Annotated in this window: 26 protein-coding genes; 17 read left to right on the forward strand and 9 right to left on the reverse strand. The window is 61.7% G+C overall.

Annotation, left to right across the window (positions count from 1 at the left end):
- Nucleotide 1 precedes the first annotated feature (1 nt).
- Both RA26_RS07840 and RA26_RS07845 read right to left on the reverse strand, forming a co-directional pair.
- The gene (locus RA26_RS07840) at nt 2–1024 is read right to left on the reverse strand and encodes a branched-chain amino acid ABC transporter permease (RefSeq protein ID WP_039182337.1); all 1023 of its coding nucleotides are present in this window, start codon (nt 1022–1024) and stop codon (nt 2–4) included.
- Nucleotides 1025–1154: 130 nt separating this feature from the next.
- Nucleotides 1155–2501 carry a substrate-binding protein gene (locus RA26_RS07845; RefSeq protein ID WP_039182340.1) on the reverse strand — a complete coding sequence of 449 codons (1347 nt, stop codon included), beginning with the start codon at nt 2499–2501 and terminating at the stop codon, nt 1155–1157.
- 230 nt (nt 2502–2731) lie between these two features.
- Between RA26_RS07845 and RA26_RS07850 the strand changes: the two genes are divergently transcribed.
- From RA26_RS07850 to RA26_RS07870, 5 genes are all read left to right on the forward strand, one after another.
- On the forward strand, nt 2732–4030 hold the full coding sequence (locus RA26_RS07850) for a helix-turn-helix domain-containing protein (protein ID WP_039182342.1): 1299 nt from the start codon (nt 2732–2734) through the stop codon (nt 4028–4030).
- Between the two features lie 92 nt (nt 4031–4122).
- Nucleotides 4123–4503, forward strand: coding sequence for a response regulator transcription factor (locus RA26_RS07855; RefSeq protein WP_039182345.1), 381 nt, complete (start codon nt 4123–4125; stop codon nt 4501–4503).
- A gap of 7 nt (nt 4504–4510) precedes the next feature.
- The gene (locus tag RA26_RS07860) at nt 4511–4852 is read left to right on the forward strand and encodes a hypothetical protein (protein ID WP_052272341.1); all 342 of its coding nucleotides are present in this window, start codon (nt 4511–4513) and stop codon (nt 4850–4852) included.
- Complete coding sequence (locus RA26_RS07865; RefSeq protein ID WP_039182349.1) at nt 4852–7530, forward strand: ATP-binding protein; 2679 nt, start codon at nt 4852–4854, stop codon at nt 7528–7530. The genes RA26_RS07860 and RA26_RS07865 overlap by 1 nt, the downstream gene beginning before the upstream one ends.
- An 84-nt stretch (nt 7531–7614) precedes the next feature.
- A complete protein-coding gene (locus tag RA26_RS07870; protein ID WP_039182352.1) occupies nt 7615–8970 on the forward strand; it encodes a FliM/FliN family flagellar motor C-terminal domain-containing protein in 1356 nt (451 codons plus the stop codon).
- A gap of 270 nt (nt 8971–9240) precedes the next feature.
- Here RA26_RS07870 and RA26_RS07875 read toward each other — a convergent pair whose 3' ends face one another.
- From RA26_RS07875 to RA26_RS07890, 4 genes are read right to left on the reverse strand one after another with little or no spacing between them, the layout of a single operon-like run.
- Nucleotides 9241–9666, reverse strand: coding sequence for a TIGR01244 family sulfur transferase (locus RA26_RS07875; protein WP_039182355.1), 426 nt, complete (start codon nt 9664–9666; stop codon nt 9241–9243).
- An 11-nt stretch (nt 9667–9677) separates the two neighbouring features.
- A complete protein-coding gene (locus RA26_RS07880; RefSeq protein WP_193747600.1) occupies nt 9678–10112 on the reverse strand; it encodes a DUF6691 family protein in 435 nt (144 codons plus the stop codon).
- On the reverse strand, nt 10112–10540 hold the full coding sequence (locus RA26_RS07885; protein ID WP_039183343.1) for a YeeE/YedE family protein: 429 nt from the start codon (nt 10538–10540) through the stop codon (nt 10112–10114). The genes RA26_RS07880 and RA26_RS07885 overlap by 1 nt, the downstream gene beginning before the upstream one ends.
- A gap of 22 nt (nt 10541–10562) precedes the next feature.
- Nucleotides 10563–11426 (reverse strand): MBL fold metallo-hydrolase, encoded by an 864-nt coding sequence (locus tag RA26_RS07890; protein WP_039183345.1) that lies wholly within the window; start codon nt 11424–11426, stop codon nt 10563–10565.
- Nucleotides 11427–11715: 289 nt separating this feature from the next.
- Here RA26_RS07890 and RA26_RS07895 point away from each other — a divergent pair, with 289 nt between their 5' ends.
- Complete coding sequence (locus tag RA26_RS07895) at nt 11716–11931, forward strand: hypothetical protein (RefSeq protein ID WP_039182358.1); 216 nt, start codon at nt 11716–11718, stop codon at nt 11929–11931.
- A gap of 39 nt (nt 11932–11970) precedes the next feature.
- Here RA26_RS07895 and RA26_RS07900 read toward each other — a convergent pair whose 3' ends face one another.
- Nucleotides 11971–12189, reverse strand: a complete 219-nt coding sequence (locus tag RA26_RS07900; protein WP_039182361.1) for a hypothetical protein — start codon at nt 12187–12189, stop codon at nt 11971–11973.
- A 207-nt stretch (nt 12190–12396) separates the two neighbouring features.
- On the opposite strand from RA26_RS07900, the gene RA26_RS07905 reads away from it, so the two are divergent.
- The 4 genes from RA26_RS07905 (at nt 12397) to preA (ending at nt 16198) form a co-directional block, all read left to right on the forward strand.
- The gene (locus RA26_RS07905) at nt 12397–12660 is read left to right on the forward strand and encodes a DUF2312 domain-containing protein (protein ID WP_008553759.1); all 264 of its coding nucleotides are present in this window, start codon (nt 12397–12399) and stop codon (nt 12658–12660) included.
- A gap of 155 nt (nt 12661–12815) precedes the next feature.
- The gene (locus RA26_RS07910) at nt 12816–13214 is read left to right on the forward strand and encodes a RidA family protein (RefSeq protein WP_039182364.1); all 399 of its coding nucleotides are present in this window, start codon (nt 12816–12818) and stop codon (nt 13212–13214) included.
- A gap of 289 nt (nt 13215–13503) precedes the next feature.
- Nucleotides 13504–14838, forward strand: coding sequence for an NAD(P)-dependent oxidoreductase (locus RA26_RS07915; RefSeq protein WP_039182367.1), 1335 nt, complete (start codon nt 13504–13506; stop codon nt 14836–14838).
- 55 nt (nt 14839–14893) lie between these two features.
- Nucleotides 14894–16198 (forward strand): NAD-dependent dihydropyrimidine dehydrogenase subunit PreA, encoded by a 1305-nt coding sequence (gene preA / locus RA26_RS07920; RefSeq protein WP_039182370.1) that lies wholly within the window; start codon nt 14894–14896, stop codon nt 16196–16198.
- 136 nt (nt 16199–16334) lie between these two features.
- Here the strand turns inward: preA and RA26_RS07925 are convergent, their stop codons facing one another.
- Nucleotides 16335–16949: a TetR family transcriptional regulator C-terminal domain-containing protein gene (locus tag RA26_RS07925; protein WP_039183346.1), complete on the reverse strand. Its 615-nt coding sequence runs from the start codon at nt 16947–16949 to the stop codon at nt 16335–16337.
- 268 nt (nt 16950–17217) lie between these two features.
- Between RA26_RS07925 and RA26_RS07930 the strand changes: the two genes are divergently transcribed.
- The 7 genes from RA26_RS07930 to RA26_RS07960 all read left to right on the forward strand — a co-directional run bounded on the left by RA26_RS07930 (nt 17218) and on the right by RA26_RS07960 (nt 25120).
- A complete protein-coding gene (locus RA26_RS07930; RefSeq protein WP_039182372.1) occupies nt 17218–18468 on the forward strand; it encodes a Zn-dependent hydrolase in 1251 nt (416 codons plus the stop codon).
- A 131-nt stretch (nt 18469–18599) separates the two neighbouring features.
- On the forward strand, nt 18600–20054 hold the full coding sequence (gene hydA / locus RA26_RS07935) for a dihydropyrimidinase (protein ID WP_039182375.1): 1455 nt from the start codon (nt 18600–18602) through the stop codon (nt 20052–20054).
- A gap of 60 nt (nt 20055–20114) precedes the next feature.
- Complete coding sequence (locus RA26_RS07940) at nt 20115–20954, forward strand: ABC transporter ATP-binding protein (protein ID WP_039182378.1); 840 nt, start codon at nt 20115–20117, stop codon at nt 20952–20954.
- 99 nt (nt 20955–21053) lie between these two features.
- Nucleotides 21054–21971: an ABC transporter permease gene (locus tag RA26_RS07945; RefSeq protein ID WP_039182382.1), complete on the forward strand. Its 918-nt coding sequence runs from the start codon at nt 21054–21056 to the stop codon at nt 21969–21971.
- A complete protein-coding gene (locus RA26_RS07950; RefSeq protein ID WP_039182385.1) occupies nt 21968–22813 on the forward strand; it encodes an ABC transporter permease in 846 nt (281 codons plus the stop codon). Before RA26_RS07945 ends, RA26_RS07950 begins: the two co-directional genes overlap by 4 nt.
- A gap of 148 nt (nt 22814–22961) precedes the next feature.
- The gene (locus RA26_RS07955; protein WP_039182388.1) at nt 22962–23948 is read left to right on the forward strand and encodes an ABC transporter substrate-binding protein; all 987 of its coding nucleotides are present in this window, start codon (nt 22962–22964) and stop codon (nt 23946–23948) included.
- A gap of 323 nt (nt 23949–24271) precedes the next feature.
- Nucleotides 24272–25120, forward strand: coding sequence for an ATP-binding protein (locus tag RA26_RS07960; RefSeq protein ID WP_241482624.1), 849 nt, complete (start codon nt 24272–24274; stop codon nt 25118–25120).
- On the opposite strand, the gene RA26_RS07965 is transcribed toward RA26_RS07960, so the two are convergent.
- Nucleotides 25080–25580 (reverse strand): flavin reductase family protein, encoded by a 501-nt coding sequence (locus tag RA26_RS07965; protein ID WP_039182393.1) that lies wholly within the window; start codon nt 25578–25580, stop codon nt 25080–25082. The genes RA26_RS07960 and RA26_RS07965 overlap by 41 nt on opposite strands.
- Nucleotides 25581–25607: the final 27 nt, after the last annotated feature.

Here is a 25607-nt window from a genome sequence, read left to right on the forward strand (position 1 = left end):
CTTATTCCTCCATCACGCCTTTGCGGCCCATCAGGCCCCGCGGCCGGGTCAGCAGAATGATGATTGCGACCACATAGATGATGATCTGGTCGATGCCGGGCAGCAGTGATTTGACCTCGTTCATTGAGGCAAAGCTTTCGAGAACGCCCAGCAGGAAACCCGCCAGCACCGCGCCGGGCAGCGAGCCCATGCCGCCGACAACCACCACCACAAAGCTGAGAACCAGGAAGTCCATACCCATATGGTAGTTGGGAGAGTTGATCGGCGTGTACATAACCCCCGCAAGGCCCGCGACAGCGGCCGCAATGCCGAACATGATGGTGAAACGGCGGTCAATGTTGATGCCCAGCAGTCCCACGGTTTCACGGTCTGCCATTCCGGCCCGCACCACCATCCCGAAGGTGGTGAATTGCAGGAAGCTGAAGATGCCGCCGATGATCAGAACCGCAAAGAAGAAATAGACCACGCGCCAGACCGGATAGACGATGTCCATGCCGATGGCTGCACCCAGGTTCACCACGCCGTTCAGTGCATCCGGAGCCGGGGTCTGGATCGGGTTGGCGCCGTAGAAGTATTTCACCACTTCCTGCAGAACGATGGCGAGGCCGAAGGTCACCAGGATCTGGTCGGCGTGGGGGCGTTTGTAGAAATGCTTGATCAGCCCGCGCTCCATCACATAGCCGACTCCGATCATGATCGGGATCGCAAAAAGGATCGCCAGAGGCACCGCCCAGTCGATGATGCTGCCGCCGATGTCGGGGCCGAACCAGGCCTCCACATAGGGGGTCTTCACCTTGAGCGGGTTGCCCAGAAAATCTTTCTGGGTTTCGTCCACAAGCTCAAAGCTGAGGTTCAGGATGCGCTGCAGGGTGACGGCGCAGAAGGCGCCGATCATGAACAGCGCCCCGTGGGCGAAGTTCACCACGCCCAGCGTGCCGAAGATAAGTGTCAAACCCAGCGCGATCAGCGCATAGGCCGAGCCCTTGTCGAGCCCGTTCAGAATTTGCAGGAGAATGGCGTCCATGGGTCCCACCGTGCGTCAGGTTGGGGAAGGCCCGCCCGGCGGGGGAGCGGACGGGCCGGTTGGGGCAGCCGGAGCCCGGTACGGGCTCCGGCACGGAATTTTCCAAAAATTCCGGCGCCCTGCGGCTGGCTTATGCGCCCGGGTTGCAGGAGCCCAAGTTGCCGCCTGCGAACATCGGGTGGTCCGGTGCGTATTCCACCTGCGCCCGCGGGGTAACTTCGACCACTTCCAGAAGGTCGAATTCCGAGGTCGGGTTCTCCTTGCCGCGCACCACCAGAACGTCCTTGAAACACTGGTGATCTTCAGCGCGGTAAAGGGTCGGGCCGTTGCCCATGCCGTCGAACTCAAACCCTTCCAGTGCTTCGGCCACGGCACAGGGGTTGAAGCTGCCGGCACGTTCGACCGCATCTGCATACAGAAGCGTCTGCACATAGCAGGTGTGCGCGGCCTGGCTCGGCGGGAAGCCGTATTTGGTGCCGAAGGACTTCACAAAGGCCATGGAGCCTTCATCCTGCAGCGTCCAGTGCCAGTTGGTGGAGCCGTGGATGCCCTTCACGTTCTCGCCTGCGCCCTTGGCCATCAGGCGGGAATACAGCGGCACGACGATCTCGAAGTTTTTACCGTTCACCACTTTCTCGCGCAGGCCGAACTGCACCGCATTGGTCAGCGAGTTCACCATGTTGCCGCCATAGTGGTTCAGTACCAGCACGTCGGCGCCCGAGTTCAGAACCGGCGCGATGTAGGAGGAGAAGTCGGTGGCTGCCAGCGGGGTGCGGACCTTGTTCACGGTCTGCCAGCCAAGGGCTTCGGTGGCGGCGGCGATCGACTCTTCCTGGGTCCAGCCCCAAGTGTAGTCGGCGGTCAGGTGATAGGCGACGCGGTCGGTGCCATAAAGATTCTTCAGCACAGGCGCCAGCGCTGCGCCGGACATATAGCCGTTGAAGAAATGGCGGAAGCCGTTGGCCTTCTTGTCCTTGCCGGTGGTGTCGTTGGAGTGGGTGAGGCCTGCCATGAAGATCACGCCTGCTTCCTGGCAGAGGCCCTGTACGGCAATCGCCACACCGGAGGAGGAGCCGCCGGTGATCATCACCGCGCCATCCTTCTCGATCATCGATTTGGCAGAGGCGCGGGCTGCGTCAGACTTGGTCTGGGTGTCGCCGGTCACATACTCGACCTTCTTGCCGAGGATGCCGTTCCCTTGCAGCGCTTTGGAGCTGAAAGTGTTCATCATGCCGCCGTCGCCACCGCCGTTCAGGTGCTCGACTGCCAGCTCATAGGCGCGCAGTTCGTCAGCGCCTTCGTCCGCATAGGGACCGGTTTGCGGCACGTTGAAGCCCAGGGTGACGCTGCTGCCGGTCGGCTCATTGGTAAAGGCCGCGGCGGACGAGGCGGTAAAGATGGTCGGCAGCGCCACACCGGCGCCAGCAATTGCGCCGGTCTTAAGGACTCTGCGGCGCGAAGCATTAAAATTGGACATGTATTCCTCCCTATATGATTGGTGCCTTGCAGCTCCTCACTTCTGCGCGGTACCAGCACTTTGCGTGCAAAATCAGTATGAGAGGCCTATGTAAACTCAGGCAATAAAACCTTTTTATTGCTTGAAAATTCTGTAAATAACTGAACAGTATTTTTGAGAACTCTGTAAAGAATGTTATTTCGCACTGCAGAAAGCCGTTGAAAAGGAAGTGTTTTGGGAGGCCCGCTATCATGGCACGCGACACCCTAACCGGAAGCCGGATCCGCGAACGCAGGCTGATCCTTGGCATGCGCCAGGCTGAACTGGCACGGGAGGCAGGGATTTCCGCCTCTTACCTCAACTTGATTGAGCACAACCGGCGCAGAATCGGCGGCAAGCTGCTGGTAGGCATAGCCGGGGTGCTCGGGGTCGAGCCGTCGATGCTCAGCGAAGGGGCAGAGGCGGCGCTGATCTCTACCCTGAGGGAGGCGGCAGCAGACAGCGGCGTGCCGGTGGCGGAACTGGACCGGGTCGATGAATTTGCGGGCCGCTTTCCGGGCTGGGCAGAGGTTCTGGCAGCAGGGCACCGCCGCATCGCCACACTGGAGCGCACAGTGGAAACCCTGTCGGACCGGCTGACCCATGACCCCAATCTGGCCGCCTCGGTGCATGAGGTGCTGTCAACTGCTGCCGCGATCCGCTCCACCGCCTCAATCCTAGCGGAAACCGGTGAATTGGAACCGGAATGGCGGGACCGTTTCCACAAGAACCTGAACCAAGACTCGCTGCGCTTGTCCGAAAGCAGCCGGGAACTGGTGAGTTTTCTGGACGAGGACGGCATGGGTGCCGACCGCCGCGGCATGCCGCAGGAGGAGGCCGAGGCGTTTTTCCAAGGCAACGGTTTTCATTTCCCCGCCCTTGAAGATGGCTCTGCCACGCCCGAGGATTTGGTGCGGGAAGCGCGGGACCTGACCGGCGGAGCGGCCCGCAGCCTCGCCCAGGCAGCGCTAGCGCAATACCAGACCGACGCGCGTGCGATGCCTCAGAAAGCACTGGAGCAAGAGATTTCCGCAAGCGGTATTAACCCGGTCATTTTGGCGGGCCGGTTCAATTGCGGGCTGCCTACGGTGTTGCGCCGCCTCGCGGCGCTGCCGGAGGAGATGCTGGGCCAGGAGGCTGGGCTGGTGATTTGCGATGCCTCGGGCACGCTGTTGTTTCGCAAGCCGGTCACCGGCTTTGCGATGCCACGCTTTGGCGCCTCATGCCCGCTCTGGCCGCTGTACACTGCCTTGGTAAACCCTCATGTGCCGGTCCGGCGCAATGTGGTACAGCATGGGCGCAATGCCGCGGCGTTTGACTGCATGGCCACGGCCTGGATGCAGAAACAGCCGGACTTTGGCGAAGATCCCTTGTACCGCGCCGTGATGCTGATCCTGCCCGGGGCAAAGGATGCAGAGGATCCGCAGCCGGTGGGTGCCAGCTGCCGGATCTGTCCGCGCCAGGCCTGTCCGGCGCGGCGTGAACCGTCGATCCTGAAGGAAGAGTTTTGACACTCATGCGGGCAGGGGGCTAACCTGCGGAAAAATAACTGCGTGTCCGGGATGTATAGGCTGCTGGACCGCGCCGGGAGGAAAGACTGCTGATGGGCAGGCATGTTGTTCTGATTGAAGACGAACCGAACATCACCGAGGCAATCCGGTTTCTGCTGATGCGCGACGGCTGGAGCGTGGATGCCCACACCGATGGAGCCACCGCGGTGGAGGTAATCCGTGACGCGGGGCCGGATCTGGTGATTCTGGATTTGATGCTGCCTGGCAAGAGCGGGCTGGAAATCGTGCGGGAGCTGCGGGCTGAACAAGGCATGCAGGGGCTGCCTGTTCTGATGCTGACTGCACGGGGCCAGATGCGCGACCGCGAAATGGCGGAAAAGGCCGGGGTCACCCGTTTCATGACCAAGCCGTTTTCCAACGCCGAGGTTCTGACTGCAGTGCGCGACTTGCACGCTCAGGCCGGGCAGGGATAACGCCGAGATGGCGCTGGGGAGCGGTGAAGAGCAGGCAGGCACCCGAACGGAGCGCCAGACCTACCGCCGCCGCCGGCTGATGGACATCTCCCGGCTGCTGCCGGTTCTGGGCGCCTTGCTTTTGGCGCTGCCGCTGCTGTGGCCTGAGGCCTCGGCCCATCCGGCGGCTCGGGAAGGCGTCAGCATGTCAACGGCCATCATCTATATATTTGCGGTCTGGATCGGGCTGATTGCTGCCTGTTTCGTGTTCAGCCTGGCGGTGCAGCGGTGGGCCGACCATTGGACCGGCGGCGGAGCAGACAGGAGCAGCGCCGGAGACCAGCCTTCCGGCAGGGCGGAGGATAGTTGATGGCCTCCCTGAATGTTCTTGCCTTCGTCTGTCTGGCTTATGTGGCCTTTCTGTTTTTCATCGCTTTCTGGGCCGACCGCATGGCGACGCGGGGCAAAAGCGCGGCCTGGATGCGCTCGCCGCTGATCTACACGCTTTCATTGTCGATCTACTGCACCGCCTGGACTTTTTACGGTGCTGTTGGTTATGCGGCGCGCTCAGGACTGGAATTCGTGACCATCTACCTTGGTCCGTCCCTGGTGATGATCTGCTGGTGGTGGGGCCTGCGCAAACTTGTGCGGATCGGGCGCAGCCAGCGGATCACCTCGATTGCCGACCTGTTGTCCTCGCGCTATGGCAAGTCGAACCTGCTGGCGGCAGGCGTGACCATTCTGGCGGTGATCGGCGTGACGCCGTACATTTCCTTGCAGCTGCAGTCCGTTACCCTGTCTTTTGCAATCTTTGCCGAGGCCGATCCGCTGCGCGGTTACAATGAAACTTCGATCGTGTTCTGGGTTGCTGCGGGGCTGGCAGTCTTTGCGATCCTGTTCGGAACCCGCAACCTCAACGCTAATGAGCGCCACCACGGTGTGGTGACCGCCGTTGCACTCGAGGCGATTGTCAAACTGGCGGCCTTGCTGGCGGTTGGAGTATTCGTGGTCTGGGGGATTGCCGGCGGCGTCGGCGAAACGCTGGCCCGCATCGATGCGTCGCGGATCGGGCAGTGGAATGTCGATGGCAGCCGCTGGGCCACGATCACCTTCCTGGCTGCTGCGGCTTTCATCTGCCTGCCGCGCATGTTCCAGGTGATGGTGGTGGAGAACGAGGACGAGCGCCATCTTCGGATCGCCTCCTGGGCGTTTCCGCTGTACCTGCTGCTGATCTCGATGTTTGTGGTGCCAATTGCCGTGGTCGGGCTGGACCTGCTGCCGGTCGGCTCTAACCCTGACATGTTCGTCTTGACGGTTCCGCTGCAGCAAGGTCAGCAGGGGCTGGCGATGCTGTCTTTCCTGGGCGGGTTTTCGTCGGCTACCTCAATGGTGATTGTGGCAGCGATGGCGCTGTCCACGATGGTGTCAAACCACATCGTGATGCCGGTCTGGCTGCGGCTGCAAAACCGGCAGGCGTCAGTGTCTGGGGACGTGCGCGACGTGGTGCTGCTGTCGCGGCGGGTGTCGATCGCTGTGATCATGGCGTTGGGGTATTTCTATTACCACCTCTCCGGCGGGGCCGCGGCGCTGGCGGCCATTGGCCTCATCTCCTTTGCAGGGGTGGCGCAGCTGCTGCCCGCTCTGGTGGGCGGGCTTTTCTGGCGCGGTGCCACCCGCAGCGGTGCCCTGGCGGGGCTGACAGTTGGTTTCGGGATCTGGCTTTACACCATGCTGCTGCCGGCCTTGGGCGGCGGGCTACTGCCGGAGCATATCCTGCGCCACGGTTTGTTCGGTCTCAGCTGGCTGCGGCCCGAGGCGCTGTTCGGAATCGAAGGCCTAGATCCGACGGTTCACGCGGTGATGTGGTCGATGAGCCTGAATGCGTTGGTGTTCTGCCTGGTTTCTCTGATGAGCTTTCCCAGCCCGCTGGAACGTCTGCAGGGGGCGCAGTTCGTCAATGTGTTCGACCATTCTGCGGGTCCCCGCGGCTGGACCGGATCGGTGGCGCAGTGCGAGGATCTGATGATCATGTCGCAACGGATCCTGGGGGCGACAGAAGCGCAGGCATTCTTCCAGCGTGAGCGGATGCGGCAAGGCGGCCGCGGCCCGCTTCCGGAGCCGACACCAGCTTTCCTTGAGCGGCTGGAGCGGGAACTCAGCGCCTCCATCGGGGCGGCGGCGGCCCATGCGATGATCGGACAGATCGCTGGCGGCTCGTCGGTTTCGGTTGCTGACCTGTTGGCCGTGGCGGATGAAACCGCGCAGATGCTGGAATACTCCAGCCGCCTGGAGACGCAATCGGCGGAACTGTCAGCAACGGCGCGCAAGTTGCGGGAAACAAATGAGAAGCTCACTCAGATCTCTGAGCAGAAGGATGCCTTCCTGAGCCAGGTCAGTCATGAATTGCGGACACCGATGACGTCAATCCGGGCGTTTTCCGAAATTCTCCGCGATGCCGGGCAGCTTAGCCTGCAGGAGCAACGCCGCTACGCAGGAATAATCCATGACGAAACACTGCGGCTGACCCGGCTGCTGAACGATCTGCTGGACCTCAGCGTGCTTGAAAGCGGTCAGGTCAGCCTGAACATCACTGCGGGCACACTGTCCGAGGTGCTGGATCACGCCGTCGCTACCGCGCTTGCCGGCTCAGAAACGCCGCTGACGGTCCGGCGCAGCCCGGAGGCGGAAGGGTTCCGTCTGTCGTCTGATCTGGACCGGCTGGCGCAGGTGTTCATCAACCTGATCGCCAACGCCCAGAAATATTGCGATGCGGAGCAGCCTGAACTGACGGTCTCCGCCTCGGTGTCCGGGGGGCGGCTGCATGTCGATTTCACCGACAACGGCAGCGGGGTTCCTGCAGACGCCCAGCAGATGATTTTTGAAAAATTCGCGCGCGTTAGCCCGGAGCGGGCCGGTGGCGCCGGCCTGGGTTTGGCGATCTGCCGCGAGGTCATGCAGCGGTTGGGCGGTGATGTGTCCTATCTGCAGGAACACGGCGGTGGTGCCTTCCGGGTATCCTTACCTGCTGCGGGCGAAAAGGCTGCATAAGACTTACCGGAATACAGAAGTTGTTAACCCCCTTTCGGTTAAAACCGGGGAAACGGGACGCGCAAGGGGCAGGTTAAACAGCCTATGTCTGAAACAGAAGCAGCAGAGGCAGGCGGCGGCAGGCAAAGTGTGCTTGCACGCAAGCTGGCAGCGACGAAGGAAGGGGCTGGGGCGCTGACCAGTTCCCTGACCCTGAAGGCGTTGCGCCGTTCAGTCGCGCGCGCTGCCGCGGATCTGTGCAATCTGCCGATGGCGGTTTTGGCGGCTCGTCAGTCCAACCGGGCTTCCGAAGATCTGGCTGACCAGCTGTCGGATAAGGATCTTCTGGTGGTGCTTGACTGTCCGCAGGGGCGGTTGGGGGCTGCCAGCATGGATGCCGCCACTGTCACGGCGCTGATTCAGCAGCAGACCATCGGGGCAGTCATCGGCAAGGCACCGTCTGAGCGCCATTACACCCCTACAGATGCCGCTATGACCGCGGACTTCCTGGAACGCAGCTTTGCCAAGGTTGTGGCAATGCTGGACGGCCAAGCGGACCAATCCCTGTTCTCCGGCTACAGATTCGGCGCTCAGGTTGAAAACGTGCGCAGCCTGGTGCTGGGCATGGAAGCGGATGACTATCGGGTGATCGAGCTGAACTTGGATCTGTCCTGCGGTGCCATGCAGGGGGTGATGAAGCTGATCCTGCCTGAACCCACGGCGGAGGAATTACAAGGCGGCCAGAACAGCACCAATGGCCCGTCTCTTGGGGCCAGTCTCGATTCGATCCGGGCGGAACTGACAGCAGTCCTGTGTAAGATGCGGGTGCCGGTGCAGAAATTCGCCAGCCTGAAGATCGGCGATACCATTCCGCTGGATTCCGCGTTCCTCTATGAAACCGATCTGCTGACGATTGGCGGCAAGCCGGTGGCGCAAGGGCGTCTTGGCCAGATGAACGGATCGCGCGCGGTGCGCCTGAACCCGCCCAGGAACAGGCGGCCTGCAGACAGTAGCGCGGATGCAGCGGCGTTCTCCGAAGGCGGCGGTATGCAGGCGTTGCCGGACGCGCCGCCTGCGCTGGATCTGGATATGGGAATCGCCGCGCAAGGGTTGCAGGATCCTATGGATGACATGGGTCTCCCCGCGCTGGATTCTGGGCCAGCACTGGACGCCGGGGCGCTGGACGCAGGCGCCGGCGACGGGTTGCCCGCGCTTGGGGGCGAGGGAATGGATGACGCGCTTGGCGGTGGTCTCGGCGGGGAGATGGATCCAATGGGCCTGCCTGCGCTTGATGGAGACGGCGGGCTGAGCATGGATGGACTGGAGGGCGGCTTGCCGGATCTTCCTGATCTGTCCGACCTGCCAGACCTCCCTGCGGGGGATTTGGGTGACTTCCCGGCTGGCGGTGCAGACGAAATATCCCAGCTGGCAGGCTTGGAAAGCGCGTTGCCGGAAGGCTGAGGCTGCCTCCAGAGACACCGCCGATCCTGAACAGCACATTTCTGTTTCCTGCCGGGCTTGTCAGTCCGGCTTGGCTTCTCACCCTGACTTTGCGGTGACACAGGTGATGGTTGTGCCCGGTTACTATAAGCGTCAGCCTAGCCGGTGATGACGTAAAGTGCGGCCGGGAACCGATGCGAAGAATTGGCCGGTAAACGGCCGATATCAGTTGTTTCCAAGGGGAAGCTGTACCGCATCGCGGTCCGTCCTTCTGCTCCTGGACTTCCCCAATTAGTTGCCCGCCAGAGAAACAAGGGCCGGGCGCAGGCCGTCCAGCTGATACCCCGCGGCTTGTGTTTTCTGCAGGATCTCGTCGGGTGCCATGTCGCAAGCCTGACCCAACGCCCAAACCACAGAACAGCGCGTGCCTGAGGCGCAGTAGGCAAGCACGGGGCCTTCGCAGCCCTCGTACAGTTCCCGCTGCAGGGCGACGTTATCCGGGGTCATGGTCTGATGGGTCAGCGGCAGTACCTCGAACCGCAGACCCGCTGCCTCGGTGGCGGCTCGGATGGCTTCCGCCTGATGGCTGGGCGGGACTTCCTCGTCCGGGCGGTTGCAGATCACAGTTTTGTAACCGGCATCAGCAATGGCGGGCAGGTCCTCGGCAGAGATCTGCGGCGAGACCGAATAGCGGGGGGTGATTACGCGTGCATCCATGGCCTGAGTCTTTACGCGTTTGCTGCCGCACGGTCCAGATGCCGGCTGAACCAGGGCGCGGCCATCATGCCGCAGGCCATTGCGGTAAAGAACAGCAAGCCCTGCCAGCCGTTGTAGCTTAGCGAAGCCATGGCAGGACCGGGGCAGAGGCCCGCAAGGCCCCAGCCGGCGCCGAACAGCACAGACCCCAGAACCAGCCGCCGGTCCAGTTCCTGGTGCGGCGCGGCAGGGAAGCTGCCGCCTGCCGCAGGCCTGCGCCCGGCAGTCAGCCGCCAAGCCACGGCCATCGGTATGAGCGCGCCACCCATCACGAAGGCCAGCGTGGGATCCCAATTTCCGAAGATATCCAGCCAGCCTTGCACCTTGGCGGTGTCGGTCATCCCCGACAGCATAAGGCCGGTGCCGAACAGCCCGCCAGCGCAAAGTGCCGAAAGAATACGCAGCATCAGATTACTCCCATAAGCTGGCGCAGAACCGCCAGCGTCAGAATTCCGGCCAGCATGAAGACGCCAGTTGCCGCGATGCCACGCAGGGAGAGCCGGGAAATGCCGCAGACGCCGTGGCCGGAGGTGCAGCCATTGGCAATGCGTGTGCCGATGCCCACCAGAAGCCCCGCGCCAATCAGCACCGCTGCATTGTTCGTTACATGGGTATCCGGTGCGTGTCCCGTAGAAAATGCGATCAGAAGCGGTACCAGTACGACGCCGCCAATGAAGGCGATGCGCTCTGCTGCATTGGACCGCCCGCTGCCATCCAGCAACCCGCCCAGGATACCGCTGGCTCCCATGATGCGGCCATTGCCCAGAAGGAACACCGCACCGCCGAGGCCAATCAGCAGCCCGCCGCCCAGGCCCCAGATCCAATCCACTTCCATCATGCTGCTCTGCCTTGTCTGTCTAAATTTTGTTGACCGGAATCTTGAGGAACACGTCGCCCTGTTCGTCTGGCTCGGGCATCTGGCCCGCCCGCATGTTGACCTGCAGCGACGGCAGGATCAGGCGCGGCATGCCCAGCGTCGCGTCCCGGGCGTCGCGCATCTTGACAAACTCCTCGATGCTGCGGCCCGCGCCTACATGCACATTCAGTGCTTTCTGTTCGCCAACAGTGGTCTCCCAAGCGAATTCATCGCGCCCCGGGGCCTTGTAGTCGTGGCCGACAAACACACGGGTTTCATCTGGCAGCGTCAGGATCTTCTGGATCGAGTTAAAAAGATCCGAAGAGGAACCGCCGGGGAAATCACATCGGGCCGTGCCAAAGTCCGGCATGAACAGCGTGTCGCCGACAAAGGCCGCATCCCCGATCACATAAGTGAGGCAGGCCGGCGTATGGCCGGGCGTGTGCAGAACCTCGCCGCGCATCTGCCCGATCATGAAACTGTCGCCCTCGCGGAACAGCCGGTCGAATTGGCTGCCATCGCGCTGAAACGCGGTACCTTCGTTGAACACTTTGCCGAAAGTGTCCTGCACCACGGTGATCTGCTCGCCTATGCCTATCTTACCGCCCAGCTGTTCCTGCAAATAGGGTGCCGCAGACAGGTGATCGGCATGCACATGGCTCTCCAGGATCCACTCAGCACGCAGGTTCTCAGACTTGATCCAAGCGATGACCGCATCTGCAGATGCGGTGCAGGTGCGCCCCGCAGCCTGATCGAAGTCCAGGACCGAATCGATGATGGCGCAGGCGGATCCCTCCGGTTCACGCACCACATACGAGACGGTGTTGGTGGCTTCGTCGAAAAAGGCTTTGACGGCGGGGGTCATCAGGTGCTCTCCCTTGGGTTTGCAATTCATATAACGATTTAAGAATATGTTTCAAGCCTGCCTGCGGGCGGGATTGAAAGGCTGCTGAATCATCGCTTGCATCTGATTCAAGTCAAGGCGCCGGGATGCTGCGCTGCGGTAGGCTGGCTTCGCTGCCATGTGGCCGTAAAACCACCCGAGGACCGGTAAATCTGCGCAAATAAGCGGCAGCACGCTCAAATGGCACGGGTATTCATATGCCTGTTGTGAAATACCGGGATAACCTCATCATGACACAGGGAGGACTGCTATGACACGTGAAGATCTGCTCAGCACCGTCGAAAGCCTGGAAACCCGCATCCGCAAGGAAAGCGGCGCTGCCCGACTGGCCATGCGGCCGGAATTCATCCGTCTATTGGATTATATGCGCAAGACCGGCGCAGATGTTCCCGGCCGCCTGCGCCGCCTGGAGGCAACTCTGTGCGAGGAAGCGGTCGAGGATATGTTCGACAACGTCCCGGTCTGACCGGGCAAAACAGCAGGGCCGCCTAGGGCGGCCCGGGCGTCACCCGAAAAAGATGCCCACCATCACCAGCATCAGCCCCAGAACAGACAACAGCAGTGCACCCAGATTGTAGGGCAGCACAGATTGCACTACGGCGCGCAGCGCTTCGTCATCCAGTTTCTGGCGGCGTGCGCGTGCAACCTTGATGATGCACCAAATCAGACCCAGCAGGCCTGCAACGGATACGGCGGCTCCGGTCCAGACGATCAGATCGAACATATTTGTGCTCCTGCGGGGTTGCGTGCTGCGATGCGCCTAGCCGATGCGATTTGCACGTGCAAGCGTTTCGGCTCTGATTGAACGGGACCGTTGCCGGTTTTTGCCGCTCTGTGCATCTCTGCCGCTTTCCCGTCTTGCGGCGCGGCGGGCTGGGCGCTATCCCCTTGCTCCGACAGCAACTGACAGCCTTTGCCGACGGAGCCGCAGATGGACATCACAGAAGACGAAAAGAGCGAAAACTACCGCGTGACCGCTGGCGAGCTGCGCCAGTTCATCGAGCGGTTTGAGCGGCTCGACGAAGAAAAGAAAACCATCGCCGAGCAGCAGAAAGAGGTGATGGCCGAAGCCAAGGGCCGCGGCTACGACACCAAGGTGATGCGCAAGATCATCGCTCTGCGCAAACGCGACGAGAACGACATCGCCGAAGAAGAGGCGGTACTGGAAATGTACAAGGAAGCGCTTGGCATGTAAGCCGCTCCGACGTTTCGAAATGCAAAGCCGCGCAGGTCCCGGGCCCGCGCGGCTTTTGTTTTTGCTGCGCCGGTGCTGAGAAACTTTAAGCTTGAAATAAATGCTGCGGCGGCGCTAAGGTCGGCCTAGGCAGTGATCAGAAAAGGAGTACCGCCATGCCGGCCATCAGGGTGCATCCCGAAGGGTGGAAGCCCGCAAAAGGCTATGCCAACGGCATAGTGGCGGAGGGCCGGCAGCTGTTTGTCGGTGGCCAAATCGGATGGACTGCAGATCAGGTGTTTGAGGCGCAGGACTTCATCGGCCAGATGAGGCAGGCGCTGCGCAACATTCTGGACGTCGTCGAAACGGCAGGCGGGACAGCCGAAGATATTACCAGGCTCACTTGGTATGTGACGGAAAAGGCAGAGTACTTGGCCCACCAGTCGGAGGTCGGGAAAGCCTACCGCGCGGTGATGGGCTATCACTTCCCGGCCATGACCATGGTGGTGGTTTCCGCCTTGGTCGAAGATGAGGCCAAAGTGGAAATCGAAGCCACTGCAGTGTTGCCATCGTGAGATTTCGCGGGGAGCCGGAGCGATGCTTTCAAGGGTCTGCACGGCTGCCGGAAGGCCTGACCAAAGACGCTTTTGAGGCGGGAAACCGCAGTTTCGGTATGTCTGGGTGAGGCTTCAGGCGCAATTTGGCCGAATTACTTCCAGGCAAAAACACGCTTTTCCAATCTGTTGCAGGCCGTTCCTCCAGGGGCGGCAATTTTTTTGCCCGCGGAAAAATTTTACCAGTTGATAAAAAATCAGACTGTGGCACTCTGATAGCAAGAACAACAGAAAATCAGGGAGACACCCAATGGCAACCAGCCATCAGGCATCCGGCATTCAGGCAGCGCGGCTTGACGCTGCCGGCATTGCCGAGAATTTCTCGGACCTGCATCCAGCCTATGACGCGCATGAAGCAGCCGTGGCGGCGGACCGTTGCTATTTCTGCTATGACGCGCCCTGCATGACCGCCTGTCCGACCAGCATCGATATCCCCCAGTTCATCCGGGAGATTCAGGCAGGCCATGCCGAAAGCGCGGCCAAGACCATTCTGGAGCAGAATATCCTCGGCGGCATGTGCGCCCGGGTCTGCCCGACAGAAACCTTGTGCGAAGAGGCCTGCGTGCGCGAAACCGCGGAGGGCAAGCCCGTCGAAATCGGCCGCCTGCAGCGTTACGCAACTGACACGCTAATGGAAAAGGGAGAGCATCCCTTCAAGCGCGCGGCCTCCACCGGCAAGAAGGTCGCTGTGGTTGGCGCTGGTCCGGCGGGTCTTGCCGCCGCGCACCGGCTTGCAATGCTGGGCCACGACGTTGTGGTTTACGATGCCAAGTCCAAAGCGGGCGGCCTCAATGAATTCGGCATCGCGGCCTATAAATCCACCAATGACTTTGCCGCGCGTGAGGTCGACTGGCTGCTGCAGATCGGCGGTATTACAATGGACTACGGCAAGAAGCTGGGCGGGGAACTGTCGTTGGACGGTCTGACCTCTGCTTATGACGCGGTGTTCCTGTCCATCGGCCTTGCCGGGGTCAATGCCCTGCGTGCGCCGGGAGAAGACAAGGACGGCGTGCGCGACGCGGTCGAGTTCATTGCTGAGCTGCGCCAGGCCGAGGATCTGACCGCGCTGCCGGTGGGCCGCAATGTGGTGGTGATCGGCGGCGGCATGACTGCAGTGGACGCCGCGGTGCAATCCAAGCTGCTGGGCGCTGAAAACGTGACCATCGCTTACCGCCGCAGCCGCGAGGACATGGGCGCCAGCCGGTTCGAGCAGGATCTGGCCGCTTCCAAGGGTGTGAAGCTGATGTTCAACGTCATGCCCAAGGCCGTATTCGGAAATGGCGCAGCGGCAGAGATCGAGCTGGAGTATACTCAGGTCGCGGACGGCAAGGTCGCCGGCACCGGCGAGACCGAGCGCCTGGCAGCCGATCAGGTGTTCAAGGCCATCGGCCAGACGCTGGAAGGCCAGCCCGGTGCGCTGGAGCTTGAGGGCCGCAAGATCAAGGTCAGTGACACGGGCCGCACCTCGATGGCCGGAGTCTGGGCAGGGGGCGACTGCGCCTCCGGCGGTGAGGACCTTACCGTGACCGCCGTGGCCGAGGGCCGCGACGCTGCAATGGACATTCACTCCAGCCTGATGGGCTGAGCCAGTTCGGGTGCAGGTTTACTGCCCCCAAGCTAGCCTTAAGAGGAGAGATCAAATGGCTGATCTGACAACAGAATTTTTGGGAATCAAATCCCCCAACCCGTTCTGGCTGGCCTCCGCGCCGCCGACCGACAAGGAATACAACGTCCGCCGTGCCTTTGAGGCCGGCTGGGGTGGTGTGGTCTGGAAGACCCTGGGCTCCGAAGGCCCGCCGGTGGTCAATGTGAACGGCCCGCGCTATGGTGCGATCTGGGGTGCTGACCGCCGCCTGCTGGGCCTCAACAACATCGAGCTGATCACCGACCGGCCGCTGCAAACCAACCTGGAGGAGATCACCCGGGTCAAGAAGGACTACCCGGACCGCGCCGTGATCGTGTCGATCATGGTGCCCTGCGAGGAGCAGGCCTGGAAAGATATCCTTCCGCAGGTGGAGGCCACCGGCGCAGACGGGATCGAGCTGAACTTCGGCTGCCCGCATGGCATGGCCGAACGCGGCATGGGCTCTGCCGTGGGGCAGGTGCCGGAATACATCCAGATGGTCACCGAGTGGTGCAAGAAATACTATTCCAAGCCGGTGATTGTGAAGCTGACGCCGAACATTACCGATATCCGCAACCCCGCCCGCGCGGCAAATGCGGGCAATGCGGATGCAGTCAGCCTGATCAACACCATCAACTCGATCACCTCGGTGGACCTCGACAGCATGGCGCCTGAGCCGACCATCGGTGGCAAGGGCACCCATGGCGGCTACTGCGGGCCGGCGGTGAAACCGATTGCGCTGAACATGGTGGCGGAAATCGCCCGCGACCCGCAGACACGCGGCCTGCCGATTTCTGCCATCGGCGGTGTCACCACCTGGCGCGATGCGGCGGAGTTCATGGCGCTGGGGGCGGGCAACGTGCAGGTCTGCACCGCGGCGATGACCTATGGCTTCAACGTGGTGAAGGAGATGATTTCCGGCCTGTCGAACTGGATGGACGAGAAGGGCTATACCTCCACCCAGGATTTCATCGGTATGGCGGTGCCGAATGTGACCGACTGGCAGTATCTGGATCTGAACTATGTTACCAAGGCCAAGATCAGCCAGGACGACTGCATCAAATGCGGCCGCTGCTTTGCGGCTTGTGAGGACACCTCGCACCAGGCGATTGCGATGAGCGAGGACCGGGTGTTCACGGTGAAGGACGACGAATGCGTCGCCTGCAACCTTTGCGTGAACGTCTGCCCCGTGGAAAACTGCATCACTATGGTCGAAGTTCCCGCGGGCCAGATTGATGAGCGCACGGGGGAAGTTGTTTCCGGCGACTACGCAAACTGGACCACGCATCCGAACAACCCGTCGGCAACAGCTGCGGAATAACTGAAACGCGTCCAAGCGGGCGCGCTGTCTCCCCGTTGACTTTGCGCCCCGGCTTTATGGCCGGGGCTTTTTTTGTCGGATTTGGCTCTGGCACAGGCTGGTTAGCTGTCCAGCAGAATTGCTAAGGTCGGCTGCTTCAGCTTATCGGCGTAAGCATTCGCCGGTACAGGGTTTCCAGGTACTGCGGCGCGGCGTCAAAGGGGTCTTCGTCCCCCATCAGCGTCCGGACCTGGGCGTCAAAATCCGCATAATGCTGGGTCAGCGACCAAATCGAAAACAAGAGATGCTTGGGGTGTGCGCGGTTGATCCTGCCGGCATCCATCCAGACCTGCAGCAACTGCGCCTTTTCCTCGACCAGAACATTCAGATCCGCCGCGATCACGTCATGCAAACGCGGCGCGCCCTGAACGATTTCATTGGCATACAGTCGGCTTTCCCGCGGAAAATCGCGGCTCATCTGCAGCTTGCGCTGCACATAGGCGAGAATCTCATCCAGTGGCTCCCCCTCCGGGTCCAGCGCCCGCAGCGGGTCCAGCCAAGTGTCCAGCAGCCCTGCCATCAGCTCGTTGAAAATCGCCTCCTTGGAGGGGAAGTAATAGAGCAGGTTCGGCTTGCTGAGCCCTGCGGCCTTGGCGATCTGATCCACGGTGGAGCCGCGGAAGCCGTGGCTGGAGAAAACATCCAGCGCGGCCTCCAGAATGGCGGCGCGATTCTTTCTCTGAATGCGGGTGGGCGCACGGTCTGCGGGCATGTCCGTCCTTGTCTGTTTTTGCCGCAGCCGCCAGCGGAAGCGCGGAATTTCACCTATTTCCGGCAAAAGCACCGATTTTTTCAAGAGCCACGCGGCAATTTCTTGACTGGTGGTGAACCCGTGATAGCGTGAGTTTGACCAGTTGGTCAAATCAAGGCTCTGCACGCAACAGAGTGAGCGTTGATGGGACCAGCACGCATAAGCCACCTAACACGGCGCCAAGCCGGAAACGCCTGCACAGACGGGCGCACAGGGAAGGAAGCTCTTGATGACGTCGCTTGGACAGAATCTGAAAATTGACGGTGACAGGCTGTGGGACAGTCTGATGGAGATGGCCAGGATCGGCCCCGGCGTGGCGGGCGGCAATAACCGTCAGACGCTGACCGACGAAGACGGCGAAGGTCGCGCTCTTTTCCAGAAATGGTGCGAGGAGGCGGGCTGCACCATGGGGCTCGATCAGATGGGCAACATGTTTGCGATGCGGGCAGGTGCCGACCCGGACGCGCTGCCGGTCTATGTTGGCTCGCATCTGGATACCCAGCCGACCGGCGGCAAATATGACGGCGTTCTGGGGGTTCTTGCCGGGCTGGAGCTGATCCGCTCGCTGAACGATATGAACATCAAGACCAAGCACCCAATCGTGGCCACCAACTTCACCAATGAGGAAGGCACCCGCTATGCGCCGGCAATGCTGTCGTCGGGGGTGTTTGCCGGCGTGCATACGCAGGACTGGGCCTACGACCGGGAAGACGCTGAGGGCAAGAAATTCGGCGATGAACTGAAGCGCATCGGCTGGCGCGGCGAGGAGGAGACCGGCGCCCGCAAGATGCATGCCTTTTTCGAACTGCACATCGAGCAGGGACCGATCCTGGAGGCCGAAGGCAAGGACATTGGCGTCGTGACCCACGGCCAGGGCCTCAGCTGGACCCAGGTCACGATCACAGGCAAGGATGCGCATACCGGCTCAACTCCGATGCCGATGCGCCGCAATGCTGGCCTGGCGATGGCGCGGATCCTGGAAGCGGTGGACGAGATTGCTTGGAGTCACGCGCCCCATGCTGTGGGTGCAGCGGGCCATATCGACGTCTATCCGAACTCGCGCAACGTAATCCCGGGCAAGGTTGTGTTTACCGTCGATTTCCGCAGCCCGGAACTCGACGTGATCACCGACATGGAAAACCGCCTGCGCGAGCAGGGCTCCAAGATCGCTGAGACGATGGGGGTGGAGATCGAATTCGAAAAGGTCGGCGGCTTTGACCCGGTGGCCTTTGATGAGGGCTGTGTCAGCGCAGTGCGCAGCGCGGCAGACCGGCTGGGCTATTCGCATCTCGATATCATCTCCGGCGCGGGCCACGATGCCTGCTGGATCAACCGGGTGGCGCCCACGGCGATGGTGATGTGCCCTTGCGTCGACGGGCTCAGCCACAACGAGGCCGAGGAGATCAGCAAGGAATGGGCCGAGGCGGGCGCCAATGTTCTGTTCCACGCAGTGGTCGAGACAGCGGAGATTGTTGAATAGGGGACGCTGCCCCCGCGGCCCCTTGGGCCACTGCCCCGGAGTATTTCCGGCAAGATGAATGAAGCTGCGCCAAACAGCGGAAGAGACAAGTGGAGGCGTGAAAATGCGCCCCGATTCAGGGAGTTGAAATCATGAGTAAAGTCATTCGGAACGGGACCATCGTGACCGCCGATCTGACCTACAAGGCCGATGTGCTGATTGAGAACGGTGTGATTACCCAGATCGGCCCGAACCTGAAAGGTGATGAGGAACTGGACGCCACCGGCTGCTATGTGATGCCGGGCGGGATCGACCCGCATACCCATCTGGAAATGCCCTTTATGGGCACCTACAGTTCGGACGATTTTGAAAGCGGCACCCGCGCCGGACTGGCGGGCGGCACCACCATGGTGGTGGATTTTGCGCTGCCGAACCCGGGCGAAAGCCTGCTGGACGCGCTGAAACGCTGGGACAACAAGTCAACCCGCGCCAATTGCGACTATTCTTTCCACATGGCGGTGACCTGGTGGGGCGAGCAGGTTTTTGACGACATCAAGACCGTGATCCAGGAGCGTGGCATCAACACCTTCAAGCATTTCATGGCCTACAAGGGCGCGCTGATGGTGAATGATGACGAGCTTTATGCATCGTTCCAGCGGCTGGCAGAACTGGGCGGGATCGCCATGGTGCATGCCGAGAACGGCGATGTGGTGGCGGAACTTTCGGCTAAGCTCTTGGCTGAAGGCAATAATGGACCCGAGGCGCATGCCTATTCCCGGCCGCCGCAGGTGGAGGGCGAAGCGACCAACCGCGCCATCATGATTGCCGATATGGCGGGTGTTCCACTGTATGTCGTTCACACCTCCTGCGAGGACAGCCACGAGGCCATCCGCCGCGCCCGGATGCAGGGCAAGCGGGTCTGGGGCGAGCCGCTGATCCAGCATTTGACGCTGGATGAGAGCGAGTATTTCAACAAGGATTGGGACCACGCCGCCCGCCGGGTGATGTCGCCGCCGTTCCGCAACAAGCAGCATCAGGACAGCTTGTGGGCCGGTCTGCAGTCGGGCTCGCTGTCGGTTGTGGCAACAGACCATTGCGCCTTTACCACCGAGCAGAAGCGCTATGGGGTTGGCGATTTCACCAAGATCCCGAACGGCACCGGCGGTCTGGAGGACCGGATGCCGATGCTTTGGACACATGGTGTGGAAACTGGCCGGATCACACCGAATGAATTTGTTGCCGTCACCTCGACCAATATCGCCAAGATCCTGAACTGCTATCCGAAAAAGGGTGCGGTTCTGGTCGGTGCCGATGCCGATCTGGTGGTCTGGGACCCGAAGAAGACCAAGACGATTTCGGCCGGAACCCAGCAGTCCTCGATTGATTACAATGTGTTTGAGGGCCATGAGGTGAAGGGACTGCCGCGCTTTACACTGACCCGCGGCCATGTGGCGGTGCATGACGGCGAGATCAAGTGCCAGGAGGGCCATGGCAAGTTCGTCTCGCGGGAGGCCAACACCACGGTGAACAAGGCGCTGTCGACCTGGAAGGAACTGACGGCGCCGCGCCCGGTGGAACGCACCGGCATCCCGGTGACAGGCGTGTAAATCAGGAACGGGCTGCCAGTAGTGGCGGCCCGTTTTCCTGTGTGAAATCAAGGCGAAGATATGAATATGGAAACGACCACCCAGGCAATCCAACCCGAGGCCGCCGCTTCCGCTCCAGCTCCTGCGAACTGCGTGATCGAGGCCCGGAACCTGGACCTGACATTCCAGACAAATGACGGCCCGGTCCACGCGTTGAAGGATGTGAGCCTGGAGATTAACAAGGGTGACTTTGTCTCCTTCATCGGCCCGTCGGGCTGCGGCAAGACCACATTTCTGCGCTGTATTGCGGCGCTGGAAACACCGACCGGAGGCAGCCTCTCTGTCAACGGCATGACGCCGGACGAGGCGCGGCGCAACCGCGCCTATGGCTATGTGTTTCAGGCCGCGGGACTGTATCCGTGGAGGACCATTGCCAAGAACATCAAGCTGCCGCTGGAGATCATGGGGTACTCCAAGGCCGAGCAGGAAAAGCGCGTTAACCAAGTCCTGGAACTTGTTGAATTGTCAGGCTTTGGCGGCAAGTTTCCCTGGCAGCTGTCAGGCGGCATGCAGCAGCGTGCCTCCATCGCGCGAGCGCTGGCTTTTGACGCTGACATCCTGTTGATGGACGAACCCTTTGGGGCGTTGGATGAGATCGTGCGTGACCATCTGAACGAACAGCTCTTGAAGCTGTGGGCACGGACAAACAAGACCATCGGCTTTGTCACCCACTCGATCCCCGAGGCGGTGTATCTCTCCACCAAGATCGTGGTGATGTCGCCGCGGCCCGGTCGCATCCACGACGTGATCGACAGCACCTTGCCCAAGGAACGGCCGCTGGACATCCGCGACAGCCCGGAATTCATCGAGATTGCCCACCGGGTGCGTGAGGGGCTGCGGGCGGGACATGGCGATGACTGAATTTGCCAGCCGGACCCGCCGGAATTGGGGGGTGGCATCTGTGCACCCCCTGTACACCCCCTGTGCACCGGGTGGCTGCCGATCATGGAGGGCGGGATCATGAAGAGCCTTGTTGCCGTCCTGACCGTGCTCGCTGCCATCATCGCCTTCTGGTATGCAGCCTGCGTGCCGATGAACATCAAGGGCGTGCTGGATCAGGCGGAGCGGGCAGGGGTAGAAGTCACCCCCGCCACCGCCAAGGAACGCCGGGACAGGGGTGAGATCGGGCTGGTGCTAAAGAACACATTTGCCATCGGCGACACCTGGGTGCAGGAACGCCCGCGTCTGCCCGCGCCGCATCAGGTGGCGGTGGAGCTGTGGGAGACCACGGTGGAGAAGAAAATCACCTCCAAGCGCAGCCTGATCTATCACGCGCAGGTGACGCTGAGCGCCACTTTGCTGGGGTTTGCCATCGGCACCGGGCTGGGCATTCTTCTGGCGGTCGGAATTGTTCATAGCCGCGTCATGGATATGTCGGTGATGCCCTGGGCGATTGTCAGCCAGACCATCCCGATCATCGCGCTGGCGCCGATGATCATCGTGGTGCTCTATTCCATCGGGGTGCAGGGGATCATCCCCAAGGCGGTGATCTCAGCCTATCTCAGCTTCTTCCCGGTGGTGGTCGGCATGGTGAAGGGGCTGCGGGCGCCGGATGCAATGCAGCTGGATCTGCTGAAAACCTACAATGCCAACACCAACCAGGGGTTCTGGAAACTGCGGCTGCCGTCCTCGATGCCTTATCTGTTTGCGTCGCTGAAGATCGGCATCGCCGCCTCGCTGGTAGGGGCCATCGTGGGTGAGCTGCCGACCGGGGCGGTTGCAGGCCTTGGCGCGCGGCTCTTGGCGGGCAGCTATTACGGGCAGACCGTGCAGATCTGGTCGGCGCTGTTTGCCGCGGCCATTCTGGCTGCGGCGCTGGTGGCGCTGCTGGGTCTGATTGAAAAGCTGGTGCTGAACCGGATGGGGGTGCAGGCATGATACTGGTGATCCTTGCAATCCTTGTCTGGTGTCTGGGCTGGTGGCTGAACAGCCGGCTGGCAAACAGCCCGGCCTCTCAAACCCGCGCGGTGCAACTGCTGGTGCCTGCGATCTTCGGCATCACCGTGCTGGTGGTCTGGGAGCTGCTGGTGCGCGGGCTGGCGGTGTCGCTGGTGATCCTGCCTGCGCCCACGGTCATTGCGGCGCGCTTTGCCTCCAGCCTGCCGATCCTGTGGGAGGACTTTGCCCAAACCATCCTGAAAGGCGCGCTTGGCGGCTATGTGATCGGCTGCGGCGCGGCATTTCTGACCGCGATCCTAGTGGACCGCAGCGATTTCCTGCGGCGCGGCCTGCTGCCGGTCGGGAACTTCGTGGCGGCGCTGCCGATTGTCGGCACCGCGCCGATCCTGGTGATGTGGTTCGGGTTCGACTGGCATTCCAAGGCCGCCGTGGTCGTGGTCATGGTGTTCTTTCCGATGCTGGTGAACACCGTGGCAGGGCTGCGCGAGACCTCGGCCATGCAGCGCGATCTGATGCAGACCTATGCTGCGACATACTGGCAGGCGTTTTTCAAGCTGCGGCTGCCGGCGGCGCTGCCCTTTGTCTTCAATGGATTGAAGATCTCGACCACCCTGGCGCTGATCGGAGCGATTGTTGCGGAGTTCTTTGGCTCGCCCACCGTCGGCATGGGCTTTCGCATCTCCACCAGCGTCGGCCAGCTGGCGCTGGACATGGTCTGGGCGGAGATCGTGGTGGCCGCGCTGGCCGGATCGGCCTTCTACGGGCTGGTGGCGCTGATCGAGAAGAGCTTTACCTTCTGGCATCCGTCGCAGCGGGGCTGAGAGTTGAACCGTCCCGCTGGCTGCGGGGCGGTTTTTGCGGAAATCTTGCGCGGGGTGCCGGCAAAGGCTGGCCTCATAAAGAAAAAACTTTGAACGAATGGTCAAACCCGGGCAAGCTTCACATCATAATCAATAGGGAGAACGAGACATGAAACATCTGATGACGGCGGCAGCGCTGATGATGGGGGCCGCAGGGGCGGCGCAGGCTGCGGATGACGTGACGCTGCAGCTGAAATGGGTGACCCAGGCGCAGTTCGCGGGTTATTACGTGGCGCTGGACAAGGGGTTCTATGAGGAAGAGGACCTGAATGTCACCATCCTGCCGGGCGGCCCCGATATCGCGCCGACCCAGGTGATTGCCGGCGGTGGCGCCGATGTGACGGTGGAATGGATGCCTGCTGCACTGGCTGCGCGGGAAAAGGGCCTGCCGCTGGTCAATATCGCGCAGCCGTTCAAGTCCTCCGGCATGATGCTGACCTGCTGGAAGGACACGGGTATCGCCGCGCCTGCCGATCTGGCGAACCGCACCCTGGGTGTCTGGTTCTTCGGCAACGAGTTTCCCTTCATGAGCTGGATGAGCCAGCTGGGTATCTCCACCGAGGGCAAGAGCGAGAGCGGTGTGGAGGTGCTGAAACAGGGTTTCAACGTCGATCCGCTGCTGCAGCGGCAGGCGGACTGCATCTCGACAATGACCTATAATGAATACTGGCAGGTCATCGATGCGGGCGTGTCCCCGGATGAACTGATCACCTTCAAGTATGAGGACCAGGGTGTCGCGACGCTGGAAGACGGCCTGTATGTGCTGGAAGAGAACCTGAGCGATGAAGCCTTTGCCGGCAAGATGGAGCGCTTCGTGCGGGCCTCAATGAAGGGCTGGAAATACGCTGAGGAAAACCCGGACGAGGCGGCGGAGATCGTGCTCGACAATGATGCTTCCGGTGCCCAGACCGAGACCCACCAGAAACGGATGATGGGTGAAATTGCCAAGCTGACTGCTGGCAGCAACGGCGCACTGGATGAAGCAGACTACCAGCGGACCGTGTCGACCCTGATGGGCGGCGGTTCGGATCCGGTGATCACCAAGGAGCCGGAAGGCGCCTGGACCCATGCCATCACTGACGCTGCACTGAAGTAAGCCGCAGCGCCGGATTACCCTTCACAGCCCCGCCGGATGTGTTCCGGCGGGGCTTTGCATTCATTGCCTCATAATTGGTTAAATTTGCAACAAAATTGCACGACTGGCAAAATACACCCTGGAGTTGTTCAAATTTGTGTTAGCGTGACCTCATGGGAGAGATGTGCGGACGTATCTCTGAACGGGGGAGGCCTGCTGGCAAGGCTCAGCAGCACTTGTGTCTTTGTTCCCCGGCTGATGCCGCCGAATGCCGGTCCAAGTATTCAGTCAAGGGGCGGTTTGCCCTGCTGGATGTGGGTTGCCGGAGCACTGCCTTGCCGCTGATGACGCTGTGCCAGGAGGCGCATGGGCGGAAACTGGCGACTGGACGGGCGCAGATCCTGGTTCTCTATGAACTGGAGCCGCCGGGGCTGGCGGAGGCTGGCGAAGAGCACAGCGATGTCGTGCCGGTTTCTGTCTGCAAGCTGGAAAAGATTACCCATGCCGATCTGCTGCATGCTCTGGCCTCGGGCTTTGATGTGATTTACCTGCAGGCCTGTTCGGCGCTGCAGGGGCGGGAACCGCAGCGGCTGGAAGTGGATCTGGTGCGGGCCTTGGGCGGCTTAGGCCGGACCCTGTTGTTCAACGGTGCGGCGGGGCTGGACCGGCGGCTGGCGGCGCGGCTTCTGCCGTTTCCGTCGGTTGCGCCTGAGGTGCTTGCGGTGGGCAGCAGGCGGGATACGGCGCGGGCCAGTGCCGCCGCGCTGCTGCCTGCCAGCACCGGCCACGCAGAGCTGCCGGATCAGGCGCCCTACGGCTCTGTCAGCTTGGATGAGGACCTGTGCAACAGCTGCAACAGCTGTGTCTGGGTTTGTCCGTCAGATGCTCTGAGCCTGACGGAGAACGGTGGCGCGCTGAGTTTTGTGGAATCGCTGTGCACGCAATGCGGATTGTGCGTGTCGATCTGCCCGCAGCGGGCGCTGAGCATGGCGCCGGGCATGGACCTGACGGCTTATGCCGTGCTGCCGCATCTGCTGACGGGAGGCGGCGGGCAAATGGGCGCCTCTGACGCAGGCGGGGGGACGGCTGAGGACTCCTCGGCCGTGCGGCATCAGCCTGCGGAGACAGGTTTGCCATTTGCTGAGGTGTCAATCACCCCTGTTCCAGAAACCCGCCATACAGGCCGCGTTTGAAGATCAGCCCCTTGCCTGGGCGGGTGGTCACGCGGGCCACTTCACCGATGACAATGGTGTGGTCGCCTGCCGGGTGGGCGGCATGGCGGCGGCAATCGAAGCGGGCAATTACCCCCTCCAGCGCGGGCGCGCCCAGTTCGTTGGGCTGCCAGTCCGCTGCGGAGAAATCCTCGCCAAAGGCGGCAAAGTGCTTGGCCAGCGGCAGCTGATCCTCTGCCATCACGTGTATCGCAAAGTTTTCTGCTGCGACAAAGGCATCATGGCGCAGCGAGGCCTTGGCCGGGCACCACAGCATCAGGGGCGGCTCCAGCGAGACAGAGGTGAAGCTGTTGACGGTGATGGCCAGCGGGCCGCGGGGGGTCTGGGTGGTGACAACCGTCACCCCGGTGCCGAAGCAGCCGAGCGCATCGCGGTAGGCCCGGGCGGTGTCCGGCCCGGGAATGAAGCTGGTGTTGGCCATCTCGCGCGCCTTTTGTTCGTTCCGGGC

Origin of the sequence: Leisingera sp. ANG-M7 (assembly GCF_000813965.1) — a bacterium.
Taxonomy (GTDB): Bacteria; Pseudomonadota; Alphaproteobacteria; order Rhodobacterales; family Rhodobacteraceae; genus Leisingera.

Excerpts from the sequence above, each read along its gene's own strand:
- RA26_RS07840 (WP_039182337.1), bottom strand. The coding sequence starts at position 1,024 with ATGGACGCCATTCTCCTGCAAATTCTGAACGGGCTCGACAAGGGCTCG.
- RA26_RS07845 (WP_039182340.1), bottom strand. The coding sequence starts at position 2,501 with ATGTCCAATTTTAATGCTTCGCGCCGCAGAGTCCTTAAGACCGGCGCA.
- RA26_RS07850 (WP_039182342.1), top strand. The coding sequence starts at position 2,732 with ATGGCACGCGACACCCTAACCGGAAGCCGGATCCGCGAACGCAGGCTG.
- RA26_RS07855 (WP_039182345.1), top strand. The coding sequence starts at position 4,123 with ATGGGCAGGCATGTTGTTCTGATTGAAGACGAACCGAACATCACCGAG.
- RA26_RS07860 (WP_052272341.1), top strand. The coding sequence starts at position 4,511 with ATGGCGCTGGGGAGCGGTGAAGAGCAGGCAGGCACCCGAACGGAGCGC.
- RA26_RS07865 (WP_039182349.1), top strand. The coding sequence starts at position 4,852 with ATGGCCTCCCTGAATGTTCTTGCCTTCGTCTGTCTGGCTTATGTGGCC.
- RA26_RS07870 (WP_039182352.1), top strand. The coding sequence starts at position 7,615 with ATGTCTGAAACAGAAGCAGCAGAGGCAGGCGGCGGCAGGCAAAGTGTG.
- RA26_RS07875 (WP_039182355.1), bottom strand. The coding sequence starts at position 9,666 with ATGGATGCACGCGTAATCACCCCCCGCTATTCGGTCTCGCCGCAGATC.
- RA26_RS07880 (WP_193747600.1), bottom strand. The coding sequence starts at position 10,112 with ATGCTGCGTATTCTTTCGGCACTTTGCGCTGGCGGGCTGTTCGGCACC.
- RA26_RS07885 (WP_039183343.1), bottom strand. The coding sequence starts at position 10,540 with ATGGAAGTGGATTGGATCTGGGGCCTGGGCGGCGGGCTGCTGATTGGC.
- RA26_RS07890 (WP_039183345.1), bottom strand. The coding sequence starts at position 11,426 with ATGACCCCCGCCGTCAAAGCCTTTTTCGACGAAGCCACCAACACCGTC.
- RA26_RS07895 (WP_039182358.1), top strand. The coding sequence starts at position 11,716 with ATGACACGTGAAGATCTGCTCAGCACCGTCGAAAGCCTGGAAACCCGC.
- RA26_RS07900 (WP_039182361.1), bottom strand. The coding sequence starts at position 12,189 with ATGTTCGATCTGATCGTCTGGACCGGAGCCGCCGTATCCGTTGCAGGC.
- RA26_RS07905 (WP_008553759.1), top strand. The coding sequence starts at position 12,397 with ATGGACATCACAGAAGACGAAAAGAGCGAAAACTACCGCGTGACCGCT.
- RA26_RS07910 (WP_039182364.1), top strand. The coding sequence starts at position 12,816 with ATGCCGGCCATCAGGGTGCATCCCGAAGGGTGGAAGCCCGCAAAAGGC.
- RA26_RS07915 (WP_039182367.1), top strand. The coding sequence starts at position 13,504 with ATGGCAACCAGCCATCAGGCATCCGGCATTCAGGCAGCGCGGCTTGAC.
- preA (WP_039182370.1), top strand. The coding sequence starts at position 14,894 with ATGGCTGATCTGACAACAGAATTTTTGGGAATCAAATCCCCCAACCCG.
- RA26_RS07925 (WP_039183346.1), bottom strand. The coding sequence starts at position 16,949 with ATGCCCGCAGACCGTGCGCCCACCCGCATTCAGAGAAAGAATCGCGCC.
- RA26_RS07930 (WP_039182372.1), top strand. The coding sequence starts at position 17,218 with ATGACGTCGCTTGGACAGAATCTGAAAATTGACGGTGACAGGCTGTGG.
- hydA (WP_039182375.1), top strand. The coding sequence starts at position 18,600 with ATGAGTAAAGTCATTCGGAACGGGACCATCGTGACCGCCGATCTGACC.
- RA26_RS07940 (WP_039182378.1), top strand. The coding sequence starts at position 20,115 with ATGAATATGGAAACGACCACCCAGGCAATCCAACCCGAGGCCGCCGCT.
- RA26_RS07945 (WP_039182382.1), top strand. The coding sequence starts at position 21,054 with ATGAAGAGCCTTGTTGCCGTCCTGACCGTGCTCGCTGCCATCATCGCC.
- RA26_RS07950 (WP_039182385.1), top strand. The coding sequence starts at position 21,968 with ATGATACTGGTGATCCTTGCAATCCTTGTCTGGTGTCTGGGCTGGTGG.
- RA26_RS07955 (WP_039182388.1), top strand. The coding sequence starts at position 22,962 with ATGAAACATCTGATGACGGCGGCAGCGCTGATGATGGGGGCCGCAGGG.
- RA26_RS07960 (WP_241482624.1), top strand. The coding sequence starts at position 24,272 with ATGACGCTGTGCCAGGAGGCGCATGGGCGGAAACTGGCGACTGGACGG.
- RA26_RS07965 (WP_039182393.1), bottom strand. The coding sequence starts at position 25,580 with ATGGCCAACACCAGCTTCATTCCCGGGCCGGACACCGCCCGGGCCTAC.